At 60.0% G+C, this 24,268-nt stretch carries 17 protein-coding genes; 14 read left to right on the top strand and 3 right to left on the bottom strand.

Annotation, left to right across the window (positions count from 1 at the left end; genetic code table 11):
- Nucleotides 1–2 precede the first annotated feature (2 nt).
- The 6 genes from NFR47_RS07025 (at nucleotide 3) to NFR47_RS07000 (ending at nucleotide 9,578) form a co-directional block, all read left to right on the top strand.
- Complete coding sequence (locus NFR47_RS07025; RefSeq protein ID WP_251214865.1) at nucleotides 3–2,864, top strand: FtsK/SpoIIIE family DNA translocase; 2,862 nt, start codon at nucleotides 3–5, stop codon at nucleotides 2,862–2,864.
- Between the two features lie 67 nt (nucleotides 2,865–2,931).
- Nucleotides 2,932–3,543: a hypothetical protein gene (locus tag NFR47_RS07020; RefSeq protein WP_251214864.1), complete on the top strand. Its 612-nt coding sequence runs from the start codon at nucleotides 2,932–2,934 to the stop codon at nucleotides 3,541–3,543.
- Nucleotides 3,544–3,910: 367 nt separating this feature from the next.
- On the top strand, nucleotides 3,911–4,438 hold the full coding sequence (locus NFR47_RS07015; protein WP_251214863.1) for a hypothetical protein: 528 nt from the start codon (nucleotides 3,911–3,913) through the stop codon (nucleotides 4,436–4,438).
- A 2-nt stretch (nucleotides 4,439–4,440) separates the two neighbouring features.
- Entirely contained in the window at nucleotides 4,441–5,397 is a 957-nt protein-coding gene (locus tag NFR47_RS07010) for a YajG family lipoprotein (protein WP_251214862.1), read from the top strand.
- 228 nt (nucleotides 5,398–5,625) lie between these two features.
- Nucleotides 5,626–8,196: a DNA gyrase subunit A gene (gene gyrA, locus NFR47_RS07005; protein WP_251214861.1), complete on the top strand. Its 2,571-nt coding sequence runs from the start codon at nucleotides 5,626–5,628 to the stop codon at nucleotides 8,194–8,196.
- 35 nt (nucleotides 8,197–8,231) lie between these two features.
- Nucleotides 8,232–9,578 (top strand): tetratricopeptide repeat protein, encoded by a 1,347-nt coding sequence (locus NFR47_RS07000; RefSeq protein ID WP_251214860.1) that lies wholly within the window; start codon nucleotides 8,232–8,234, stop codon nucleotides 9,576–9,578.
- A 162-nt stretch (nucleotides 9,579–9,740) separates the two neighbouring features.
- On the opposite strand, the gene NFR47_RS06995 is transcribed toward NFR47_RS07000, so the two are convergent.
- Complete coding sequence (locus NFR47_RS06995; RefSeq protein ID WP_251214859.1) at nucleotides 9,741–10,787, bottom strand: sugar kinase; 1,047 nt, start codon at nucleotides 10,785–10,787, stop codon at nucleotides 9,741–9,743.
- A gap of 75 nt (nucleotides 10,788–10,862) precedes the next feature.
- The gene (locus tag NFR47_RS06990; RefSeq protein WP_251214858.1) at nucleotides 10,863–11,975 is read right to left on the bottom strand and encodes a DUF4861 family protein; all 1,113 of its coding nucleotides are present in this window, start codon (nucleotides 11,973–11,975) and stop codon (nucleotides 10,863–10,865) included.
- A gap of 198 nt (nucleotides 11,976–12,173) precedes the next feature.
- Here NFR47_RS06990 and uxaC point away from each other — a divergent pair, with 198 nt between their 5' ends.
- The 8 genes from uxaC to NFR47_RS06950 all read left to right on the top strand — a co-directional run bounded on the left by uxaC (nucleotide 12,174) and on the right by NFR47_RS06950 (nucleotide 22,732).
- Nucleotides 12,174–13,586 carry a glucuronate isomerase gene (uxaC, locus tag NFR47_RS06985; RefSeq protein ID WP_251214857.1) on the top strand — a complete coding sequence of 471 codons (1,413 nt, stop codon included), beginning with the start codon at nucleotides 12,174–12,176 and terminating at the stop codon, nucleotides 13,584–13,586.
- Nucleotides 13,587–13,604: 18 nt separating this feature from the next.
- Complete coding sequence (locus NFR47_RS06980) at nucleotides 13,605–14,624, top strand: sugar kinase (RefSeq protein ID WP_251214856.1); 1,020 nt, start codon at nucleotides 13,605–13,607, stop codon at nucleotides 14,622–14,624.
- Nucleotides 14,625–14,753: 129 nt separating this feature from the next.
- The gene (locus tag NFR47_RS06975; protein ID WP_251214855.1) at nucleotides 14,754–15,428 is read left to right on the top strand and encodes a bifunctional 4-hydroxy-2-oxoglutarate aldolase/2-dehydro-3-deoxy-phosphogluconate aldolase; all 675 of its coding nucleotides are present in this window, start codon (nucleotides 14,754–14,756) and stop codon (nucleotides 15,426–15,428) included.
- A gap of 126 nt (nucleotides 15,429–15,554) precedes the next feature.
- The gene (locus NFR47_RS06970; protein WP_370647413.1) at nucleotides 15,555–16,979 is read left to right on the top strand and encodes an MFS transporter; all 1,425 of its coding nucleotides are present in this window, start codon (nucleotides 15,555–15,557) and stop codon (nucleotides 16,977–16,979) included.
- A gap of 16 nt (nucleotides 16,980–16,995) precedes the next feature.
- Complete coding sequence (locus tag NFR47_RS06965; RefSeq protein ID WP_251214853.1) at nucleotides 16,996–18,453, top strand: tagaturonate reductase; 1,458 nt, start codon at nucleotides 16,996–16,998, stop codon at nucleotides 18,451–18,453.
- Between the two features lie 72 nt (nucleotides 18,454–18,525).
- On the top strand, nucleotides 18,526–20,016 hold the full coding sequence (locus tag NFR47_RS06960; protein WP_251214852.1) for a UxaA family hydrolase: 1,491 nt from the start codon (nucleotides 18,526–18,528) through the stop codon (nucleotides 20,014–20,016).
- Between the two features lie 83 nt (nucleotides 20,017–20,099).
- Entirely contained in the window at nucleotides 20,100–21,095 is a 996-nt protein-coding gene (locus NFR47_RS06955; protein ID WP_251214851.1) for a pectinesterase family protein, read from the top strand.
- Entirely contained in the window at nucleotides 21,092–22,732 is a 1,641-nt protein-coding gene (locus NFR47_RS06950) for a glycoside hydrolase family 43 protein (RefSeq protein ID WP_251214850.1), read from the top strand. The genes NFR47_RS06955 and NFR47_RS06950 overlap by 4 nt, the downstream gene beginning before the upstream one ends.
- Before the next feature lie 141 nt (nucleotides 22,733–22,873).
- Here NFR47_RS06950 and NFR47_RS06945 read toward each other — a convergent pair whose 3' ends face one another.
- Nucleotides 22,874–24,196, bottom strand: a complete 1,323-nt coding sequence (locus NFR47_RS06945) for an MATE family efflux transporter (RefSeq protein ID WP_251214849.1) — start codon at nucleotides 24,194–24,196, stop codon at nucleotides 22,874–22,876.
- Between the last annotated feature and the right edge of the window lie 72 nt (nucleotides 24,197–24,268).

The raw sequence follows: 24,268 nt of genomic DNA, 5'->3' as shown, positions 1-24,268 counted from the left end.
TCATGGCATCCCGAAACACCACCACTTCGCCCAATGCACGGCAGCGGGTTCAGCGGAGCAACACCGACAGCATCCGCTGGATCGTCGGCTTGTTGCTGCTCTGCGTCGGGGTGTTCGCCGCCGTGGCGCTCTTTTCTTCGTTTTTTTGTTGGGAGGCCGACCAGAGTATCCTCCGCAAGTCGAGCGAGGAGCCCGAGCTGTTTCGCGAGACGGTCCGCAACTGGTGCGGCGGCACAGGGGCCCGGCTGGGCATCTTGCTGGTCGACCGTTCGCTGGGCGTCTGCGGCATCCTGGTGCCCGTCGTGCTGATGCTCGTGGGCATCCGCATCATCCGCCAGCGCCCCATGTTGCTCAACCACTCGGTGCTCGCGCTGTGCCTGGTCATGATTCTCGGTTCGCTGACCCTGGGTTTCGTGGCCGGAACCCGCGGCAGTCTTTGTTGTTCGACCGGGTGGGGCGGTGCTTTCGGCATCGCGGTGGCCGAATTGCTGAGCGGCCGCATCGGTACTTTCGGAACGGTCATTCTGCTGTTGGTGTGCTGGATTCTGGTCGGCGTTTTCATCAACCGCAATTTCATCAATACGGTCAATTCCGCCGGACAGGCCGTGGTCGGCCGCGGCGAGCGGCTCGTCGAAAGTTTCCGGCAGAGGGTCGCTTCGTCCGCGCAGTCCGACAACGAGGAGTTTTTCTACGATACGCCCCTGCCGCCTGCGCAGCCCGTGCAAACCCCTGCTCCTGCGCAGAATCCTGTGCCGCAGGAGGAGGAACCGTGGTTCGATGTTCCGCAGGAGGAGCCCGCTTACCAGCAGGAGGAAGCCCCCTATACGATTCCGCCGCGCACCGAACCGGTGGCGGCCCGGCGGTATGCCGAACCCGTCTCTGCCGAGCCGCGGCGTGCGTCCGTGGCCGAGATGCCCGAGGAGAGCGACGACCCGTTCACCGAAATCGTGCGCAATGCGCCCGCCGAGCCGGAGGAGGTGCCCGAGGAGCCTGCCGGGCCCGTTCTTGTGGCCGGGGACGATGAGTTCCTCGAATTCGACCTCTCGCGCAAGGGCCGTGTCGTCATGGGCCGTGGCGGATTGGTCGAGCTCGACCAGCCTGCGGTGCCCAAGCCCGTGGTCCACGGACCGTTCACCGAAATAACGATGGCGGCCAAGCAGGCGCCTGCCGCCGAACCGGAGCCCGTCGAGGAGGAGCCGCAGAACCCCGGCGAACCCTACCTTGTGACCGTGCCCAAGACCGCGCAGCCGGTACAGCCTGCGTCGTCCGAAGCTCCGGCCGAGGGGGTGGTGGTCACGGTCGAAACCAACCGCGCCCGGCTGGTCGACGAAAAGGCCATTCCGACCGACAGCTACGACCCGCTCAAGGACCTGATCCACTACCGCAAACCCGCCGTGACGCTGCTCGAAGACTATGTTTCCGATTCGGAGGTAAGCAGCGAAGAGATTTTCGAGAACAAGTCGCGCATCGAGGAGACCCTCAAGTATTTCGGCATCCCCATCCAGCGCATCAAGGCGACGGTGGGCCCCACGGTCACGCTCTACGAAATCGTGCAGGCGCAGGGGGTCAAGATTTCCAAAATCCAGGGTCTCGAAAACGACATTGCCCAGAGCCTCAAGGCGTTGGGTATCCGCATCATTGCCCCCATCCCCGGCAAGGGAACCATCGGCATCGAGGTGCCCAACCGCGACAAGCAGGTCGTGTCGATGTATTCGGCCGTGCGGTCGGTGCGTTTCCAGGAGTCCAAGGCCGAGCTCCCGGTGGTCATCGGGCGCACGATTCAGAACGAGAACTACGTGTTCGACCTCGCCAAGATGCCCCACTTGCTCGTCGCGGGTGCTACCGGACAGGGTAAGTCGGTGGGGCTGAACGCTATTATCACGTCGTTGCTCTACCGTAAGCATCCGGCACAGCTCAAGTTCGTGATGATCGACCCCAAGATGGTCGAATTCTCGCTCTACGCCAAGCTCGAACGCCATTTCCTCGCCAAGATGGAGTCGGAGGAGAAGGCCATCATCACCGACCCGATGAAGGCGGTCTACACGCTCAATTCGCTTTGCATCGAGATGGACAACCGTTTGGAGCTGTGCAGCCAGGCCGGAGCGCGCAACATCGTCGAGTACAACGAGAAGTTCACGGCGCGGCGGCTCAATCCCGAGAAAGGCCACCGCTATCTGCCTTACATCGTCGTCATCGTCGACGAGTTCGCCGACCTTATCATGATGGCGCGCGAGGTCGAGCGGCCCGTCATGCGGCTGGCCCAGAAAGCCCGCGCCGTGGGTATCCACCTTATCATCGCCACGCAGCGTCCCGACGTCAAGGTCATCACCGGAGGTATCAAGGCCAATTTCCCGGCCCGTATCGCGTTCCGCGTCATGCAGATGATCGACTCGCGGACCATCATCGACCAGCCCGGCGCCAACCAGCTCATCGGCCGCGGCGACATGCTTTTCTCCAAGGACGGCGAGCTGACGCGTATTCAGTGCGCGTTGGTCGAGACGCGCGAGGTCGAGCGTATCGTCGAGTACATTTCCAAGCAGCAGGGTTATACCGCGCCTTATCTGTTGCCCGACTACGTGCCCGAGGGGGGCGAAAGCGGGATGGGCAGCGAGGAGGCTTCGGCTCCGGTCAAGTACGACGTGCTTTTCGCGGGCATCGCACGCGGCGCCGTGGAGAGCGGTTCTATTTCCACGTCGATGATCCAGCGCAATTACGAGGTGGGTTTCAACCGCGCCGGGCGTATCATGATGCAGCTCGAACGGGCCGGCATCGTCGGGCGGCAAATCGGCGCCAAGCCCCGCGAAATCCTCTACCACGACCTCCCGTCGCTCGAAGCCAAGTTGCAGGAGCTGGGGGTGTTCTGACCGGATTTTGCCGCTCCGAGCGAATTTTGTCATTCTGAGCGTCAGCGAAGAACCTAATTTTGCACCTATGAAAAAAGCCGTTGTTTGTTTGTTGGGCGTCGTCTGTATGTTGTTGCCGCCGGCCGTGCTGGCGCAGAGCCGGGCTGAAGAGGTCGTGGCGGCGCTCTCGGCGCAGATGCGTGCGCTCGAAGGGTACGAAATCGGTTTCGAGGTGGCGATGGGGGAGTACCGGGGTACGGGCTCTTATTTCGTCTCGGGCGACAGTTATTACCTTGTCATGGGCGATAACGAGGTTTTCGCCGACGGCAGCACCCGTTTCGAGGTCAGCAACAGCCGCAGGGAAATCATCGTCGGAGAGACGGACGCCGCCAGCCGCAGCCTGCTCGACAATCCGGTCCGGGCGTTCGATTTTCTGGACAGCGAATATGTACCCTCGCTGTTGTGGGAGCGCGACGGCGCGACGGCCGTGCAGCTGACACCCGCGGCCGGGAGCGGTGCTCCGACAGGCAATATTACGCTTGTCGTTGCGACGGCATCCCTCCGTCCGCAGTCCATCGTCTACGACTTCGACGGCGGGCAGGTTACGGTGCGGATTCTTCGGTTCGGGCCGTTCGACGGGCCGCTCCGCACTTTCGACCGCGCCGCCTATCCCGACTACGAGTGGATCGACTTCCGGTAAGCAAGCCCGAGGCTTGTCTTACCGAATCGCACGGAAAATTTTGTTTTTTGCCGGCTTTCCTTTATCTTCGTCGAAAATTCATCATTTTTTTGCCTATGGAACAATAACATCCGAGGACATATAAACAAAAGGCGTTAGCTTGTATTTCGGGATTCTGAAACTTCCACTTATCACGAATGTCCCCGAAGGAATAAAGTTTGACGCCCATGCTGTATCCCAGCGTGGGCTTTATTCCGTTGTTCGGGGACAAGGTTGTGGAAGACCGCAGAATCCGGCATCTTGCGAAGAAGTCCGCGCTTTTTGTTTGTCCGTATCTTCCGATTCGAGGACTTCGGAAATAATCATCACGAACAAACAAACTCGAAAAATGAAAAAACTTTTAATCTTGGCTTGCTGCGCCGTTTGCCTTGCTTCCTGCGGTTCGATCAAGCGTGTCATCATGCCTCGGGCCGTCAACACGATTGATACGGCTCCGCTGGCCGACCTGAATCTCGAACGTTCGGATTACGAAATTCTCAATACGCTTACAGCCGAGGCCACGGTCGTTTATTCCTACGACAGGGACGGTTCCAAAACCGAAATCGTCGATTCCGACGGCGACTTCTCGATGCAGTTCACGACCGGCAAGTTCGGCCTGGCCTGCAAGCACAGCGGCATTCTGAGACTGGGGTATCTGCAAAACGATTACGCAGGAACGACTACCGACATCACGCAGCCCGAGGTTGTTGTCCGTCGGGTGGCTCTCTATCGACTGGTCAATCTGGCGCGCGAGTACGGCGCCGATGCGGTCATCGAGCCGACCATTTCCACGAATGTCGAGCAGACCGGTACGCGCAGTATCACTTACAAGTCGACCGTTACTGCTAAGATCATCAAACTTAAAACGGACCGTTAGCCATGAAGAAAGTCTTTTGGATTGCGGGTGCCGCCATGCTGCTGGGCTTGGCTTCGTGCGCCTCCGTGAAGAACTTCGTCGCTCCCGGTCCTCGGATCATTAACCTGGCGCTCACGGAGGAGCCGCAGGCCAACCGTTATGTCGAACTCGACTACGGCGTCCGGCTCAACGTGCGCGATGCGCGTTCCAACAGCCGTGTGCTTCAGAAGTACGACGCCAGTGCCACCACGCTTCCGCAGGTGCAGACCGACCCCGAAATCGTATCGTTCGTTTCGGAGAGCACGCGCCGTTATATGCGCACGATGGGTTTCAACCTCGATTCCGACGTTGCGACCGACTACATGCTGACGCTTTCGGTCCGCGAGTTCAACCTCGGTTTCCTTTCGGGAGTGGGTTGGTCGGGTACTGTCCAGCTGAATGTCGAGGTCCACGATCAGGATCGCAAGTTGGTCTATCCCAGCGTTGTGGCCGTAGGCCGTGCCAGCCTCGGCGGCAACGGCAATGATTTTCTTGCGGGGGCCAGGGCCTTGAATACGGCCTATGCCAATGCGTTGAAGGACATCGACTGGGACCGGATTGCTTTCTTCCTCAAGCGGGCCGCTTCGCCGGCTCTCGAAAAGAACAAGCAGGTGACCGGAGCCGGCAATACGGCGCTCGAATCGACCGTCATCCGGTGGTATGTCGATTCGACGCCCAAGGGTGCCGATGTCTCGACCCGCATCGTTTCGTCGACTTCCGAGGTGAAGAACACCAATCAGAACTACGTGGGTTCCACGCCTTACGAGACCACCGAGACGTTCGACGTCAAGGGGCTGACATTCAATAATTCAGGAAACGTGCAGATCGAGGTTGTCTGCGAGAAGCCGGGTTACATCGCGCAGAAGAAGCGTTTCAATCTGCGGCAGGCCATCGAGCAGAAGGAGATTTCCACCAAGTTCAACCTCGTGAAGGAGGAGTAGCTTTTTCATCCGCCATAAGGTCTGTACGACCTGCCCGCGGTTTTGTTTTCCCCGACACCCTGTCGGGGAATTTTTTTTGTGCCGTCAAACGGGCTGAAAAGTGCCGAAAAACGGGTGTTGCCGGAAAAATATCTTCCCGCGAAGCGTATTTTTGCAGCGCAAAATTGCTCAGAACGAAAATAAATCGTATTTTTGTTCGTTGAATACTATGAAATTCCAGAACCCGAAATGTTGACTGAAGAAGAAAAGAATGCCGGGTTGGTGGGGCGCATCATCCCCATCAACATCGAGGAGCAGATGAAGTCGGCCTACATCGACTATTCGATGTCGGTCATCGTCTCCCGTGCCTTGCCCGACGTGCGCGACGGTCTGAAGCCCGTGCACCGGCGCATCCTCTACGATATGAGTGCGGAGTTGAACCTCTATTCCGACAAGCCCACGCGTAAGTCGGCGCGTATCGTCGGCGACGTGCTGGGTAAGTTCCACCCCCACGGCGACGGTTCGGTCTACGACGCCATGGTGCGTCTGGCCCAGGAGTGGTCGATGCGTTATCCGCTCGTCGACGGCCAGGGTAACTTCGGTTCGATGGACGGCGATTCGCCTGCGGCCATGCGTTATACCGAGGCCCGCATGCGCAAGATTACCGACGAGGTGATGGCCGACATCGACAAGGAGACCATCGACTGGACGCTCAACTTCGACGACACCATCGACGAGCCTACGGTCCTGCCTACGAAGATTCCCCTGTTGATTGTCAACGGCGCCAGCGGTATCGCCGTCGGTATGGCCACCAACATGGCTCCGCACAACCTCTCCGAGGTCGTCGACGCCTGCTGTGCCTATGTCGACAATCCCGAAATCACGGGCGAGGAGCTCCTGGACTACGTCAAGGGCCCCGACTTCCCCACGGGCGGCATCATCTACGGTTACGAGGGGGTCAAGGAGGCCATGCTCACGGGCCGCGGCCGCGTCGTCATGCGTGCCAAGACCGAAATCGAGCATACGCCCAGCGGCCGCGAGTGCATCGTCATCACTGAAATTCCCTACATGATCAATAAGGCGGAGATGATCAAGAAAATCGCCGACATGATCAACGACAAGAAGATCGAGGGTATTTCCTATATCAACGACGAGTCCGACCGCAACGGCCTGCGTATCATCGTCATCCTCAAGCAGGATGCCGTCGCCAGCGTCGTGCTCAATACGTTGTTCAAGAATACGCCGTTGCAGACGTCGTTCGCCGTCAACAACATCGCGTTGGTCAACGGGCGGCCGCAGCTGCTCTCCATGCGCGAGCTTATCAAGCACTTCATCGACCACCGCCACGACGTCGTCGTGCGCCGCACGCGTTTCGACAAGCGCAAGGCCGAGGAGCGCCTGCATATCGTGCAGGGTCTGTTGATCGCGCAGGACAACATCGACGAAATCGTGCAGATCATCCGTTCGTCGCAGACTCCCGACGCCGCCAAGCAGACTATGATCGAGCGCTTCGACCTCTCCGACATCCAGGCTTCGGCCATCATCGAGATGCGTCTGCGCGCCCTCACCGGGTTGGAGCACGGCAAGCTCATTGCCGAGCGCGACGAGTTGATGAAGCTCATCGCCCATTTGCAGGAGGTGCTCGAAAACGAATCGTTGCAGTTCCGGATTATCAAGGACGAGTTGTTGGAGATGAAGGCCAAGTACGGCGACGAGCGGCGTTCCGAAATCGTCTACGCTTCCGAGGAGTTCAACCCCGAGGATTTCTATGCCGACGACGACATGGTCATCACCATTTCGCACATGGGTTATATCAAGCGTACGCCGTTGGCCGAGTACCGCACGCAGCATCGCGGCGGCGTCGGCGCCAAGGGCAGCGCTACGCGCGACGAGGACTTCATCGAGCACATCTACGTCGCGTCGATGCACAATACCATGTTGTTCTTCACCGAGAAGGGGCGTTGCTATTGGCTCAAGGTCTACGAGATTCCCGAGGGGGCGCGTTCGTCCAAGGGGCGTGCCATCCAGAACGTCATCCGCATCGAGCCCGACGATAAGGTGCGCGCTTATATCAACGTCAAGCGGCTCGACGACCAGGAGTATGTCGACAGCAACTACATCATCATGTGTACCAAGGACGGTACCATCAAGAAGACCAAGTTGGAGGCTTATTCGCGGCCGCGGCAGAACGGCGTCAACGCCATCGTCATCCGCGAGGGCGACCAGCTCATCGAGGCCAAGCTCACCAGCGGGTCGGCCGAGGTGATGATCGCCGCCAAGGAGGGCAAGGCCATCCGGTTCAACGAGGCTACGGTGCGGCCTATCGGGCGCGTCGGCGCCGGTGTGCGCGGTATTTCGCTCGAGGGCGACGACGAGGTGGTCGGTATGATTTGCATCGAGCCCGACGACAAGCGCGACGTGTTGGTGCTCAGCGAGAACGGTTACGGCAAGCGTACCGACCTCGACGAGTACCGCATCACCAACCGCGGCGGCAAGGGCGTGAAGACCATCAACATTACCGAGAAGACCGGCAAGTTGATTGCCATTCAGTCCGTCACCGACGAGAACGACCTGATGATCATCAACCGTTCGGGTCTCACCATCCGTACTTCCGTCGGGCAGATTCGTCTGGCCGGGCGTGCTACGCAGGGCGTGCGCATCATCAACCTCCGCGAGGGCGACGCCATCGCTTCGGTCATGGCCGTGCCTGCTTCCGACGAGGAGCCCGAAACGGCCGAGGACCAGCAGCCTGCCGAGGGCGGTGTTCCCGAATCCGGTGCGGCTCCCGCGGCCGAGGGTCAGCAGCCCGCCGAGGAATAGTCTCATACCTATGTAAAACCTTAAATTCCATACTTATGAAAAAAACGATTTGGATGGCCTTTGCAGCGTTGATGCTGGCAGCTCCCGTTGCGAACGCCCAGAAAGTGAACGAATCGGCTTTCCGCTCCAAGATCGAAAAGAGCAATGCCGACATCGCCGACGCCAAGAAGAACGGCAAGGCTTCGACGTGGATCAACCGCGGCAAGGCGTTCTACGAGGCGGCTGCCGAGCCTACCAAGAACCTCTTCCCCAACATGGACGCTCCGATGCTCAAGCTGGCCGTCGGCGAGCCGAAAGCGGTGAGTGCGGCCGAAATCGGCGGGCAGCCCTGCGAAGCGTGGGAGTATCCCTATTTCACGGTCTATATCCGCAACGGTAAGGTCGCTACCTGGAAGCAGACCCGCCAGATTGTCGACAACGCCGTTCCGCAGGCCATCGAGGCTTACAACAAGGCTTACGAAATCGACCCCAAGGCGGGCGACAAGGTCAAGGCCGGACTCAAGCAGGTCAGCGATTATTGTTCGATGGCCGGCAATGCCGAGCTCGACCTGGGCAATTCCGCGGCTGCTGCCGACGCTTACATGCAGGCTTTCGAGGCGCAGTCCGGTCCCGCTTACGGGCAGGCCGACCCCGTGCTGCTCTACTATGCGGGTTACCTGCGTACGTTCGACGGCGCCAACCACCCCGAATCGTTCGCGCTCGGTTCCGAGTACCTCAACATGGCGCTCGATCGGGGTTATACCGACGAGGAGGGCAATATCTATTATTACCTCTTCCACAGTTATTACGGTCAGAAGGACAACGATCCCGCTTTCGTGACGCGCGCCAAGGATGCGTTGCTCACCGGTATCGAGAAGTTCCCCAAGAACGAGCGGATTCTCGAAGGGCTGATGCAGCTCTACACTTCGGAGCCCAACGTCGGCGACCCGGCCGATTTGGTGGCCATGATCGAGAGCGCCATCGCTGAGAATCCCGAGAATATCGACTTGTGGTTCAGCCGCGGCCGTACGTTCTTCGCGTTGAAGAACTACGACGAGAGCATCGCTTCGTTCGCCAAGGTCGTGGAGTTGCAGCCCGAGATGTTCGAGGGTTATTATTTCCTCGGTTACATGTACACGGTCAAGGGCGACGCTATGAACGACGCCATCGGTAAGAACACTTACAACAGCCAGTCGGCCTACGATGCCGACCAGAAGGCCGTGACCGAGGTTTACCTCGCCGCCGTGCCTTATTTCGAGAAGGCGCACCAGCTCAAGCCCGACCACTTCGAGACGATTCAGTTGCTCAAGCAGCTTTGCTTCCGTCTGCGCGACGAGGAGGGCATCATGGACAAGTACAACACTTACAACACTTTGTTCCAGCAGGCCCAGGCCAATCAGTAGGCCGTCCGGCCGTTTGTTAGAAAGGCTGTCCCGATTGTCGGGACAGCCTTTTCGTTTCGGGGCGTCGTAGGGTGGTTTTTCATACGCCGCGCAGGCGCGGCCGTTTTTGCGGGTATGGCGCTGATCGGTGGCGCGGCCGTTTCTGTGGCCCAAAAAATTTCCTTATCGCGCAATCCGGCCCGAAGCACTGCCGCCCACCAGGGCATCGACTTCTTCGACCGTGAAGCGGTTGTAGTCGCCCGGTACGGTGTTCTTCAGCGCGCAGGCCGCGGCTCCGAAGTCCAGCGCCTGTTGGGGCGTGCGGCCCGCATGCAGGCTGTATATGATGCCGCCCACAAACGCGTCGCCCACGCCCACGCAGTCGACCACAGGTTCGATTTCGTAGACCCGCGTCGTCAGCAGGCGCCCCTCGGTGCTGAGGGTGCCCGATACGGTATGGTGGTTGGCGTTGAGTACGTTGCGCAGGGCGAATACCGCCATGCGGCAGTTCGGGAAGCGTGCCGCCGTCTCCCGGGCTGCCGCTTCGTAGTCCGCCGGGTCGAGTTTGTCGTTCGCTTCGCGGTTTTTCAGCGTCGGGACTCCGATGCCCGCTACCGTGGCGTATTCGTCGTCCGTGCCGAAAAGGACGTCGCATTCGCCCATCATCGGCACAAGCACTTCGCGGGCCGTCTTGCCGTAGCGCCATAGGTTTTTGCGGTAGTTGATGTCGCACGAGACCGTCAGCTCCAGCCGGCGCGCCGCGCCGATGGCTTCGGCGCACACTTCGGCCGTGTCGGCGCTCACAGCCGCCGCAATGCCCGACCAGTGGAACCAGCCCGCATCGCGGAACGTCTCCTCCCAGTCGATCATCCCCGGCCGCAGCGCGTCGAACGACGAGCCCGCCCGGTCGTAGACCACCTGCGAGGAGCGGATGGACGCCGCCTTTTCCATGTAGTAGAGCCCCATGCGGTCGCCGCCGCGGACTATGCGGCCGGTCTCCACGCCGTTGCGGCGCAGGTCTTCGACGGCCGCCGTCGCTATCTTGTTGGCAGGCAGGCACGTGACGAATTCGCTGCGGACGCCGTAGTTGGCCAGCGACACCGCTACGTTGGCTTCGCTGCCCCCGAAGGTGACTTCGTAGACGGGGCTTTGGTCGAAACGGCGGTTCGCGGGCGGCGTCAGCCGGAGCATGATTTCGCCGAAGGTGACTATTTTTCGGGTGTTTTCCATTTTCTCGGTGCCTTTTTGCGGCAAGACCCGGGAGCGGGTCCCGGACCTCGTCGTCTCTTCGGTTGTCGGTTTTCGTCAGCGGACGATGCGTACTTCGAGCGGTGTTTGCAGCGCGGCCGCCGCTTCGGCCGTGGTCGCGGTCCAATGGTCCATGCCGTCCACACCGCCTTTGCTCCAGCCCGAGCCTGCGTAGTAGACCAGCGGTTGGCCGTCGGCCGCCGTCTTCACGGCCAGCGCATGGCCCAGCGTGTCGGGCAGGATTTCGGCGCCCGGCAGTACGATGGCCAGATAGATGTCGCCGTCGCTCGCCGGGTCGGCCGAATCCGAAGCCGCTTCGCGCAGCGCGAACCAGCCCTCGCCCTGCGCGAACGCCTTGACGTCGTGGCGTACCACGCCTGCGGCTATCGGCAGTTCGGCGGCTCCCGTGTAGCGGTTTTCCATCCGCGAGAAGCGTGATCCCGCGTCCAGCGATATGGTCTTGACCAGCGACACTTGTTTGCCGTCCACGTCGAACGGCGCGTAGGTCAGTTCCACCGTCGTGCGGATGGGGCCGTTGTCGAGGGTGCGCTGCGCGGCGTAGTTGTGGCCCATCATCCAGAACTTGCCGCCCGCGAACGGCAGCGAGGCTCCCGAGCCCAGCGTCACGCCCACTTTGTAGCAGTCCATGCCGTCGCCGTAATCGTGGTGATAGTGGCCGCGGGCATAGCGTTCGTCGATTACCAGGCGGTCGGTCGACTTCACCCATACGTCGATGCCCGGGGTGATGAGTTTTTCGGGCGAGGTCTCAAGCGCCGGGCCGTAGAGCCGGTAGGCTACCTTGTCGTTTTCCCATGCGTAGTCATCGTAGCGTTCGGGCACCTGGCGGCCGTAGGCTTTCGACGGGTAGGCTTCGCGTTCGCCCTCGGCGACGGTGAAGCGCAGCGTCTGCCCGGCTTCGGCGTCGGTCTGGAATATCAGCGCCTGCGGTTTTTCGTGCCCGGCGTAGATCACCTGCGAGGGTATCTGCTTGCCCTCCGCGTCCGTTACCACGACCGTTTCCGGCTTTACGCCCCGCAGTTCCGTCCATGCGATTTCCACGGTCTGCGCTTCGCGGGCATGTTGCGTCGGGTTGCTTACTTCGATCTGCACGCTCTGCGTACAGGATGCGAGCGCCAGCAGGGCGGCGCCCGGAATGATTTTGCGAATCATGATGTTGAATCTGTTTGCGTTGGTTGTACTGCAAAATTACGTACTTTTTCGCTTCCGTGCCAACCCGAAAGACAAATTAATATATCGGACTGGCAAATATTATACTTAATTTGGTAATTTTTCGCATTGGCGTTTCCCGATAATGTGCTAATTTTACATTCCGAAAACCGCGTAGAAATCCAAACCGAAATACCTATCATGAAACAGTTCAACGACGACAACTTCCTGTTGCAGACGCGTGCCGCCGAAAGGCTCTACCACGAGCACGCCGCCAAGATGCCGATCATCGACTACCATTGCCACCTCATTCCCGGGTACGTGGCCTCGAACCACCGCTTCGACAACCTGTCGAAAATCTGGCTGGAGGGCGACCATTACAAGTGGCGCGCCATGCGTACCAACGGCGTCGACGAGCGGTTCTGCACGGGTAAGGATACTTCCGACTGGGAGAAGTTCGAGAAGTGGGCCGAGACGGTTCCTTATACCATGCGCAACCCCTTGTACCACTGGACCCACCTGGAGCTCAAGACGGCGTTCGGCGTCACCGACCTGCTCTGCCCGCAGACCGCGCGCAAGATTTACGACGAGTGCACCGAGAAGTTGCAGAAGCCCGAGTTCTTCGCCCGCGGTCTGATGCAGCACTACAACGTCGAGGTCGTCTGCACCACCGACGACCCCGTCGATTCGCTGGAGCACCATATCAAGGTCGCCGAGGACGGTTTCGCCGTGCGGATGCTGCCCACATGGCGTCCCGACAAGGCCATGGCCGTCGAGGTGCCCGCCAATTTCCGCGCTTACATCGAGAAGCTCTCCGAGGTCTCGGGCGTCGAAATCCGCAAGTTCTCCGACGTCATCGACGCCCTGCGCGTGCGTCACAAGTTCTTCGAGCAGGTGGGCTGCCGCCTTTCGGACCACGGCATCGAGGAGTTCTACGCCGAGGATTACACGCAGGCCGAAATCGACGCTATCTTTAATAAGGTGTTCGGCGGTACGGAGCTCACGCGCGAGGAAATCCGCAAGTTCAAGACGGCCATGATGGTCGAATTCGCCGTCATGGACCACGAGACGGGTTGGACCCAGCAGTTCCACTACGGCGCCATCCGCGACAACAATTCGCGCATGTTCCGTCAGTTGGGTCCCGATACTGGGTTCGATTCCATCGGCGACTTCACCGTGGGCAAGGCCATGTCCAAGTTCTTCGACATGCTCGACCGCAACGACAAGCTCACCAAGACCATCATCTACAACCTCAATCCCTGCGACAACGAGCTCGTCGCTACCATGCTCGGCAACTTCCAGGACGGCCGTTACGGCGCCGGCAAGATCCAGTTCGGTTCGGGTTGGTGGTTCCTCGACCAGAAGGACGGCATGGAGAAGCAGATGAACGCCCTTTCGACACTGGGTCTCTTGAGCCGTTTCGTCGGCATGCTCACCGATTCGCGGTCGTTCCTTTCCTACCCGCGCCACGAGTATTTCCGCCGTACGCTCTGCAACCTGCTGGGCAACGACATCGAGCAGGGTCTGTTGCCCGCGTCGGAAATCGAGTTCATCGGCCGCGAAATCGTCGAGGGCGTATGTTACCGCAATGCCAAGAATTATTTTCAATTTTAATCAATCGTCAATAACCCTATGAAAATCGTCACTTTGGGTGAAATCATGCTGCGCCTTTCGACGCCCGGCAACACCCGTTTCGTTCAGTCCGATTCGTTCGACGTCGTCTACGGCGGCGGCGAGGCCAATGTGGCCGTCAGCTGCGCCAACTACGGTCACGACGCCTATTTCGTTTCCAAACTGCCCAAGCACGAAATCGGTCAGTCGGCTGTCAACGCACTGCGCAAATACGGTGTCAGGACCGATTTCATCGCCCGCGGCGGCGACCGCGTAGGTATCTATTACCTCGAAACGGGTGCTTCGATGCGTCCCTCGAAGGTCATCTACGACCGCGCCCACTCGGCCATCGCCGAGGCCGACGCTGCCGATTTCGATTTCGACGCCATCATGGAGGGGGCCCAGTGGTTCCATTGGTCGGGCATCACGCCGGCCATCTCCGACAAGGCCGCCGAGCTCACCCGCCTGGCCTGCGAGGCTGCCAAGCGCCACGGCGTCACGGTTTCGGTCGACCTCAATTTCCGCAAGAAGCTCTGGACCAAGGAGAAGGCCCAGTCCATCATGCGTCCTCTGATGCAGTACGTCGACGTCTGCATCGGTAACGAGGAGGACGCCGAGCTGTGTCTCGGTTTCAAGCCCGACGCCAACGTCGAGGGCGGCGAGACCAACGCCGAGGGTTACAAGGGCATCTTCCGTCAGATGGCCGAGACGTTCGGGTTCAAGTACGTCATTTCGACCTTGCGCGAATCGTTCTCCGCTACGCACAACGGGTGGAAAGCCATGATTTACAACGGCCAGGAGTTCTACGAGTCGAAGCGTTACGACATCGATCCCATCATCGACCGCGTCGGCGGCGGCGATTCGTTCTCCGGCGGTATCATCCACGGTCTGCTGACCAAGCCCACGCAGGGCGAGGCCCTCGAGTTCGCCGTGGCCGCTTCGGCGTTGAAGCACACCATCAACGGCGACTTCAACCTCGTTTCGGTCGAGGAGGTCGAGAGCCTGGCCGGCGGCAACGCCAACGGGCGCGTACAGCGATAAGTTCAATCAAGGTGAAAAGTTAAAGGTGAAAAGCGAAATGTCCGGCAGTCCCGGACGTATTTTCCCCGCATGAATGTAAATCGCCTTTCACTTTTCACCTTTCACTCTTCACCTTTCACTTTATAAAAAATGGCAAGATTCAATAAGTCTCAGGTCATGGAGGCCATCGGCAAGACCGGTATGGTCCCTGTGTTCTATCATGCCGACGCCGAGATCGCCAAGCAGGTTCTCAAGGCTTGTTACGAGGGCGGTGTGCGTGCTTTCGAGTTCACCAACCGCGGCGACTTCGCTTCGGAGGTCTTCATCGAGTTGGTGAAGTTCGCCGCCAAGGAGTGCCCCGACATGGTGTTGGGCATCGGTTCCATCGTCGACGCGCCCACGGCTGCCCTCTATATGCAGTACGGCGCTAATTTCGTCGTCGGTCCTTACCTTAATCCCGACGTCGCCAAGGTTTGCAACCGCCACCTCGTGCCTTATACGCCCGGGTGCGGTTCCGTCACCGAAATCGGTACGGCGCAGGAGTTGGGCTGCGACCTCACCAAGGTCTTCCCCGCTGGCAACGTCGGCGGTCCGTCGTTCGTCAAGAACGTCAAGGCGCCGCTGCCGTGGTCCAATATCATGGCTACGGGCGCCGTCGAGCCCACCGAGGAGAACCTCACCGCGTGGTTCAAGGCCGGCGTCTTCTGCGTGGGCATGGGTTCGCAGCTCTTCCCCAAGGAGGTCATCGCCGCCAAGGAGTGGAAAGCCATCACCGAGAAATGCCGCTTCGCCCTCGGCGTCATCGCCGCCGTAAGGGGCAAGTAGGGTAGACGGGGACTTCCCGCGTCCCGACAGCAGGGGCGCGGAAGTTCTTCGCCGCGCGGCTGCCGCCGTCCCGATTCAACCGAAACTTTTAACCGGAAATCTTAAATGACTGATATCAAGAAAAACATGACGAACTGGCGTTGGTGGATGTGCCTGCTTTTGTTCGTCGCCACCACGGTCAATTACCTCGACCGTCAGGTGCTTTCGCTCACCTGGAAGGACTTCATCGCCCCCGAGTTCCATTGGACCGATTCCGATTACGGTACCATCACGGGTTTCTTCTCCATCTTCTACGCCGTCGCCTGCCTTTTCGCGGGTAAGTTCGTCGATTGGATGGGTACCAAGAAAGGTTACCTTTGGGCCATCGGCATCTGGTCGTTCGGCGCCTGTCTCCACGCCGTTTGCGGTTGGGCCACCATGCACATCGAGGGTTACGCTTCGCTCGAAGCCATGCGCGCCGTCGAGTACGGCACCGAGGCTGCCATAGCCATCGCCACCGTCAGCGTTTGGTTGTTCCTCGTCTGCCGCGCCATCCTCGCCCTCGGCGAAGCCGGCAACTTCCCCGCCGCCATCAAGGTCACCGCCGAGTATTTCCCCAAGAAGGACCGTGCATTCGCCACGTCGCTCTTCAACGCCGGGGCTTCGGTCGGGGCGCTCGTCGCTCCGCTCTCCATTCCCGTCCTCGCTTCGGCTTGGGGTTGGGAGATGGCTTTCATCATCATCGGCGCCCTCGGTTTCGTGTGGATGTTCTTTTGGATTTTCATGTACGACAAGCCCCGCGAATCCCGGTTCGTCAACCAGGCCGAGCTCGATTACATGTTGCAGGACGAGGCCGGGCAGCCCGCCGAGACCAAGTCCGCAGACGACGAAAAGGCCATTCCGTTCATCCGTTGCTTCGGTTACAAGCAGACCTGGTCGTTCATCGTCGGCAAGTTCTTCACCGACGGCGTGTGGTGGTTCTACCTCTTCTGGGCTCCGGCCTACTTCTCCGAGTGCGGTTATTCGATGGAGACTACCACCGGTAAGATGCTCGTTTTCGTGCTCTACCTCATCGTCACCGTCATCTCCATCGGCGGCGGTTACCTGCCCAAGTTCTTCGTCGAGCAGAAGCGTATGGAGCCTTATTCGGGCCGTATGCTCGCTATGTTGATTTTCGCTTTCTTCCCCTTGCTGGCGTTGTTCGCACAGCCGTTGCAGGGTCTTTCCGTCTGGTTCCCCGCCGTCATCATCGGTATCGCGGGCGCCGGGCACCAGGCTTGGTCGGCCAACCTCTTTTCCACCATCGGCGACATGTTCCCCAAGTCGACCATCGCCACCATCACGGGCATCGGCGCCATGGCCGGGGGTATCGGTTCGTTCCTCATCAACAAGGGGGCCGGTATGTTGTTCGATTATTCCGCCGCCCAGGGCGAGGCGTTCTCGTTCTTCGGGTTCAGTGGCAAGCCCGCAGGTTACATGATCGTCTTCTGCATCTGCGCCGTGGCTTACCTGTTCGCGTGGTTCATCATGAAGAGCCTCGTGCCCAAGTACAAACCTATCGTGTTGAAGTAATCTCAAATCAATTGCAATGATCAAGCAGCTCAATAAGTCTGCCGTCTCCAAGCCGGAGCGGCCCGTCAGAATCCTCCAGTTCGGCGAGGGCAATTTCCTCCGTGCGTTCGTCGACTGGCAGATCGACATCGCCAACGAGAAGGGCGTCATGAATTCGGGCGTGGCCATCTGCCAGCCCATCCTCGACCCCGAGCACAAGGTGCTCGGCATGATCGACATGCTCCACAAGCAGGACAACCTCTACCACGTCTACCTGGAGGGTATCGAGAACAAGCAGCCCAAGAAGAACGTGCGGCTCGTCAAGAGCGTCATGGATTCGTTCAATCCCTATGTCGATTATGCGAAGTACGAGCAGTATTTCCTCTCGCCCGAGTTGAAGATCACCATCTCCAACACTACCGAGGCCGGTATCCGTTACGAGGAGGGCGACGACCTCACGGCCTGCCCGCCCAAGTCGTACCCCGCCAAGATGACCGCCTTGCTTTACAAGCGTTTCAAGCACTTCGGCGGCGACCCCTCCAAGGGGCTTTGCATCATCTGCTGCGAGCTCATCGAGAACAACGGTTCCACGCTCCACGAGTATGTCATCAAGCACGCCGAGTACAACAGGCTCGGGCAGGATTTCATCGACTGGGTCGAGCAGAACTGCCACTTCTGCGATACGCTCGTCGACCGCATCGTCCCCGGGTTCCCGCGCGACACCATCAACGAGATCAAGGAGGAGTTAGGTTTCGACGACAATCTCGTCGTCAAGGCCGAGTTGTACCACCTCTGGGCTATCGGCGGTCCCGGTTACAAGGAGGTCATGAAGGAGCTGCCGCTCGACAAGGCAGGTCTGCACGTCATCTTCATGCCCTCTATCAAGCAGTTCCGCGACAAGAAGGTGCGCATTCTCAACGGGTCGCACACCGGCATGGTGCCCATCGCCTTGCAGATGGGTTGCGAGACCGTCATGGACGCGTTCAATACGCCCGCTATCGAGAAGTTCATCAACGACATGGTCGCCGAGGAGGTGATTCCCATGATCGAGGAGGACCAGGCCGAGCTGAAGCGGTTCGCCGCCGGGATTCTGGAGCGTTTCTACAACCCCTATATCAAGCACATGCTCAAGTCCATTTCGCTCAATTCGCTGTCGAAATGGGAGGCCCGCAATTATCCCACCGTCAAGGACAATTGGTTCAAGGCCAAGCGCGTCGCTCAGCACGAGTGTTTCACGTTCGCCGCGTTGTTGTCGCTCTACGGTCCCGAAAGCGGGTTCCAGCCCGACGATACGCAGGAGTTCGTCGATTTCATTCGTAAGAACTGGAATCCCGCCGACTTGGAGGCCACCGTCGCGAAGTTCGTGAAAGAAAGCGGTATCTTCACCGTCGATTTCTCCGAGGTGCCGGGCTTCGTTCCCGCCGTCGCCGCTTACCTCGCCGACATCCGCGGACTGGGTATGGCCAAGGCGTTGGACAAGTTCCTCAGCAAGTAGACCCATCGTTCATCCGGGGCGGGTGTTCTTCGCAGGAAGAGCGTGCCCGCCCCTTTTTTCGAGTATAGAGCCATGAAACGGTTTCTGAAAATCAACGCCGCGGACAACGTCGCCGTGGCCCTCGCCGACAACCTTTGGGCCGGCGAGTCGTTCGACGTCGACGGCGTGCAGGTCACCCTGCGCGAGACCGTCGCCCGCGGTCATAAGTTCGCCTTGCGCGACATCGCCGAGGGCGAGAACATCGTCAAGTACGGTTATCCCATCGGCCACGCTGCCGAGCCGATTCCTGCCGGTGCGTGGATTCATTCCCACAACCTCAAAACCAACCTCCGCGACGACTTGGAGTACGCCTATGCGCCCAAGGTCTACGAGGTCGGTTATCCCAAGAGCGACGCCAAGGTCATGGGTTACCTCCGCAAGGACGGTACGATGGGCATCCGCAACGAGTTGTGGATCGTCCCCTCGGTCGGGTGCGTCAACGGGCAGGCGCAGGCCATCGCCGAGCGCGTCAAGGCCGAGTGCGATTGTTCGCACCTCGACGACGTGCGGGTCTATACCCATAATTACGGTTGTTCTCAGTTGGGCGACGACCACGCCAATACGCAGCGGGCCCTCGCCGCTTTGGTCAAGCATCCCAATGCCGGGGCGGTCCTCGTCCTGGGTCTCGGGTGCGAGAACAACCAGGTTTCGGCCCTCAAGGAGACCATCGGCGAGTGGGACGCCGAGCGCGTGAAGTTCCTCATCGCGCAGGAGGTCGAGGACGAAATCGCCGCAGGTTTCGAGATTTGCCGCGAGCTCGTCGAGAAGACCCGCGCAGACAGGCGCCGGCCGTTGCCGCTTTCCTGCCTCCGCGTGGGGCTCAAGTGCGGCGGTTCCGACGGTTTTTCGGGCATCACGGCCAATCCGCTCGTCGGGCTTTTCTCCGATTGGCTCATCGCGCAGGGCGGCACCACCGTGCTGACCGAGGTGCCCGAGATGTTCGGCGCCGAAACCATCCTCATGGACCGCGCCGAGAGCCGGCAGGTTTTCGACCGGACGGTCTGCCTGATCAACGATTTCAAGGGTTATTTCCGCAAGTTCGACCAGCCCATCTACGAGAATCCCTCGCCCGGCAACAAGAAGGGCGGCATCACCACGCTCGAAGAGAAATCGTTGGGGTGCGTGCAGAAAGGCGGGGCCCAGCAGGTCGTCGACGTGCTCAAGTACACGCAGCCCATTTGCAGGCAGGGGCTCAACCTCTTGCAGGCTCCGGGCAACGACCTCGTCGCCGCTTCGGCCCTCGCCTTGTCGGGGTGCCAGCTCGTGTTGTTCACCACCGGGCGCGGTACGCCGTTCGGGGCTTTCGTGCCGACGATGAAGATTTCGACCAATACGCAGCTCTCGAAATTCAAGTCCAATTGGATCGACTTCAACGCCGGAACGCTCGTCGAGGACGAGGAGCCGCAGGCCGTCCTGGAGCGTTTCATCGCCAAGGTTCTCGCCACGGCCAACGGCGAGCATCTGCTCCACGAGAAGACCGGGTTCAAGGAAATCGCCATCTTCAAGACGGGCGTTACGTTGTGATTAAAAATGAAAAATTAAGAATTGAAAATCGTCTTTTTCGCAGTATCGTGTCATTCTGAGCGTCAGCGAAGAATCTTTGTAAAATGAAACGAATCCTCCTTTTCTTCGCTTTGCTGTGCGGCTGTTGCGTTGCGGCGCAGGAGAAGTCCGTGTATGTCGTCGACTGCAACGGCGGCGGGGATTTCACCTCCGTGCAGGCGTGCTTCGATGCGTTGCCTTCCAAGCCCGCCGCGTGGCGCACCGTGCGCATCATGCCCGGTACTTACCGCGAGAAAGTCGCCTTGGACGTCTACAAGGACAAGGTCCGAATCGTCGGCGTGGGCGGTCGCGACAGCGTGCGCATCGTTTGGAGCGACTTCTCGGGCAAGGTCGTCGACGGTTACGAGCTGACCACCTACGATAGTTATACCATGTCCCTCCAGGCCGACGACGTGTGGCTCGAAGGGCTTACCGTCGCCAACGACGCCGGCAGGGTGGGGCAGGCCGTGGCGCTCGAAACCCGCGGCGACCGCATCCGAATCGAGCGGTGTGCGCTCATCGGCGACCAGGATACGTTCTTCACCAAGGGTTATGTCTCGCGTGTCCATGTCGTCGATACGTATATCGAGGGTACCACCGATTTCATCTTCGGTCCCTCCATCGTCTTGTTCGACGGCTGTGCGATCCATTGCAAGGCCGACAGCTACATTACAGCCGCATCGACCACCGAGCGCAACAAGTACGGCTATGTCTTCCGCGATTGCCGCGTGACGGCCGCCGACGGCGTGACGAAAGTCTACCTCGGGCGGCCTTGGAAATCCACCGCACGCACCGTGTGGCTCCGGTGCGAGTTTCCCGCCGCCATCCGCCCCGAGGGATGGCACAACTGGCGCGACCCCGCCCGCGAGCGCACTTCGTTCTACGCCGAGTGGCGCTGTGGCGGCCCCGGTGCCGACCGCAGCCGCCGCGTGGCGTGGTCGCACGAGCTCTCCGACGACGAGGCCGCCGACTACACGCCCGAGCATATTTTCGCCAAAAAGACCGGTTCCGAGCAGTTCCGCAGCGACTGGACGGGCCGTTTCCAATCCATCGACCTATGAAAAAACTCTTTTTGCTTTTCGGCCTTTTTTCGGCCGCTGCCGTTTCGGCACAGACCGTCTGGACGCCCGATTTGGGCAACGGCAAGTACAAGAATCCCGTGCTCTACGCCGATTATTCCGACCCCGACGTCACCCGCACGGGCGACGATTTCTGGATGACTTCCTCGTCGTTCAACTGCGCCCCGGGGTTGCAGATTCTCCATTCGACCGATTTGGTGAACTGGGAAATCGTCAACACCGTCTTCACCCGGCAGCCGCCCTACGACCATTTCGACAAGCCCCGCCACGGCGAGGGGGTCTGGGCGCCTTCCATCCGCTTCCACGACGGTTGGTACTATATCTATTGGGGCAATCCCTACGTCGGCATCTACATGACCAAGACGCAGGACCCGCGCGGCGAGTGGTCGGAACCCCTCCTCATCAAGAAGGTGCTGGGCATCATCGACACCTGCCCTTTGTGGGACGACGACGGTAAGGCCTATCTGGTCCACGGTTGGGCCGGGTCGTGCGCCGGGTTGAAAAGCGTGTTGAGCGTCTGCGAAATGACGCCCGACGGCGAGCGGCTCATCGGCGAGGACGTTCTGATTTTCGACGGCCACGGCGACCATCCCACCGTCGAGGGTCCCAAGTTCTACAAGCGCAACGGTTGGTATTACGTCTTCGCTCCCGCGGGCGGCGTCAAGCCCGGTTGGCAGATCGTCCTGCGTTCCAAGTCGCCTTGGGGTCCCTACGAGTGCCGTACCGTGCTCCACCAGGGCAATACCAAGACCCCCGGCCCCCACCAGGGAGGTTTGGTCGACGACGTCGAGGGCAATTCGTGGTTCGTCCACTTCGTCGACATGTATGCCTACGGGCGGGTCGTTCATCTTCAGCCCGTCACGTGGTCCGACGACGACTGGTGCATCGTCGGCGTCGACCGCAACGGCGACGGCATCGGCGAGCCCGTCGATACTTTCCACAAGCCTGCTTCCCGCGTCAAAAGCGCCGTCCGCACGCCTGCCGACAGCGACGAGTTCGACGGCCGCACGCTTGGGCTGCAATGGCAGTGGCATGCCAATCCCCAACTCGGTTGGTACTTCTCCAATCCCTCCGACGGCGAGCTTCGGCTTTATTGCCGCAACCGCCCCGAGGGTTGGCGCAACCTCTCCGACAACGGCAATCTGCTCTTGCAGAAAATCAACGCCCCGACCTATACCGCCACTACGAAGCTCCGTTTCCATCCCTCCTACGAGGGCGACCGCGCCGGGTTGATTGTCATGGGCCACGATTATGCCACCATCGGGCTGCGTTATGCCGACGGCAGGCTCTTCGTCGAGCGGACCACCTGCAAGCGCGCCATGAAAAAGGGCGCTCCCGAGACTGCCGACGCTTCGCTGCCGTTCGCTGCTTCGGGCGAGCCCGTCGACGTGTGGTTCCGGTGCCGTTTCGAGCAGCAGTGGAACGACGACGCTACGCCGCGGCTGGTTTGCAGACTTTCGTTCAGCACCGACGGCAAGCGCTTCCGCGAGTTGGGCGACGCTTTCACCGCCGAGGCCGGGCATTGGATCGGCGCCAAGGTCGGTTACTTCGCCGATGCCCAGGTCCATAAGAACGACGCCGGGTGGATCGACGTCGATTGGTTCCGCACTTCCAAATAGTCCGGTTCCGACATTCAAAACAAAGCCAGCTTCCGAATCGGAGACTGGCTTTGTTTTTCGGGTGTTGTTCGGTGGTGGCTCTACCCGTCGGAAATTTTTATTGTGAATTGTGAATTGTGAATTGTGAATTGTGAATTTCCCTTATCCCGCTTTTCTCTCTATCGTCCGCAGCCGCCCGGTCATGTAGTATTGCAGCACCCCGCGCAGGAACATGTAGAGCGTGAACGCCATCCACAGCGCGTTGTTGCCTATCAGCGGGTAGCCCGCATAGTAGATTCCGAAGTAGGCCGCTGTCGAGAGGAACATCGAGTTGCGCATCACGCGCGTCTCGGTCGCGCCCACCATGATTCCGTCCATGATGAAGGGCATCGCGCTCGCTATCGGGATGACGATTATCCAGCCTATGTAGCGGCCTGCCAGTTCCGTGATTTTCGCGGCGTCCGGGGTTGTGCCGTCCACGAAAAGGCCCACCAGTTCGCGCCAGCCCACCAAATAGATTCCCACGAACGCCACCGACACCATCGTGCCCCAGAAGATGCAGCGGCGCATGCACTTGCCCAGCGCTTCGCCGTCGCGGGCTCCGATGAAGCGGCCCGTCAGTGCTTCGGCCGCATAGGCGAAGCCGTCGTTCATGTACGAGAAGAGGGTGAAAAGTTGCAGCAGCAGCGTGTTCACCGCCAGCAGCGCCGGGTCGTCCATGCGGGCCGACGCCCCCGTGAAAAAGGTGTAGACCGCCACAATGCAGAGCGTGCGCAGCATGATGTCACGGTTGATGACGAAAAAGGTCTTCAGCGGTTGCAGGTCCAGCACTTCCGGCCAGTCTATTTTCGTGAGCATCGCGCGGTATTCCGTCACCAGCAGTAGCGCCGACAGCCCCACGCCGCTCCATTGGGCCAGCACCGACGCATAGGCTATGCCCACGATTCCCAGGTCCAGTCCGAATGCGAACCACAGGCTGCACAGAATGTGCACCACGTTCACCGCAATGGCCGTGCACATCGGTATCACGGCGTTCTGCATCCCCGTGAACCAGCCGTTGAGGCCGAACAGCAGGATTCCCGCCGGCACGGCCCAGATGCGGGCGTAGAAGTAGTCGCGGGTCATCGCGCTGCCGTTCATCGCCCACAGCGCCAGTTCGCCCACGGGCCATTGCAGCGCCACCATCACCGCTCCCATCAGCGCCGCCACTACCAGCGCCCGCGCCAGCATGTTCGTGCATTCGCGTAGGTTGCCCGCGCCGTAGGCTTGGGCCGTTAGGCCGCTCGTGCCCATGCGCACGAACGAGCAGTTCCAGTAGATGAAGTTGAAAATCGACACCCCGATGGCCAGCGCGCCTATCGTCGCCGCCGAGTCCGCGCCCCAGTGGCCCGCTATCGCCGTCGAGACAATGCCCATCAGCGGTACCGTGATGTTCGACACGATGTTCGGCAGCGCTATGCGCATGATTTCGTAGTTCATTTTCATGCAGGTTTTCTCGCCTCGGCAAAGCCCGAACGAGTTCGTCTTTGCTCTCAGCTTATCGAAAACGTTCATCTT

The organism is Alistipes muris (genome assembly GCF_943193205.1).
GTDB classification, from domain to species: Bacteria; Bacteroidota; Bacteroidia; order Bacteroidales; family Rikenellaceae; genus Alistipes; species Alistipes muris.
Note: the sequence above shows the minus strand (reverse complement) of the source record. Positions and strands in the feature narration are given on the sequence as shown.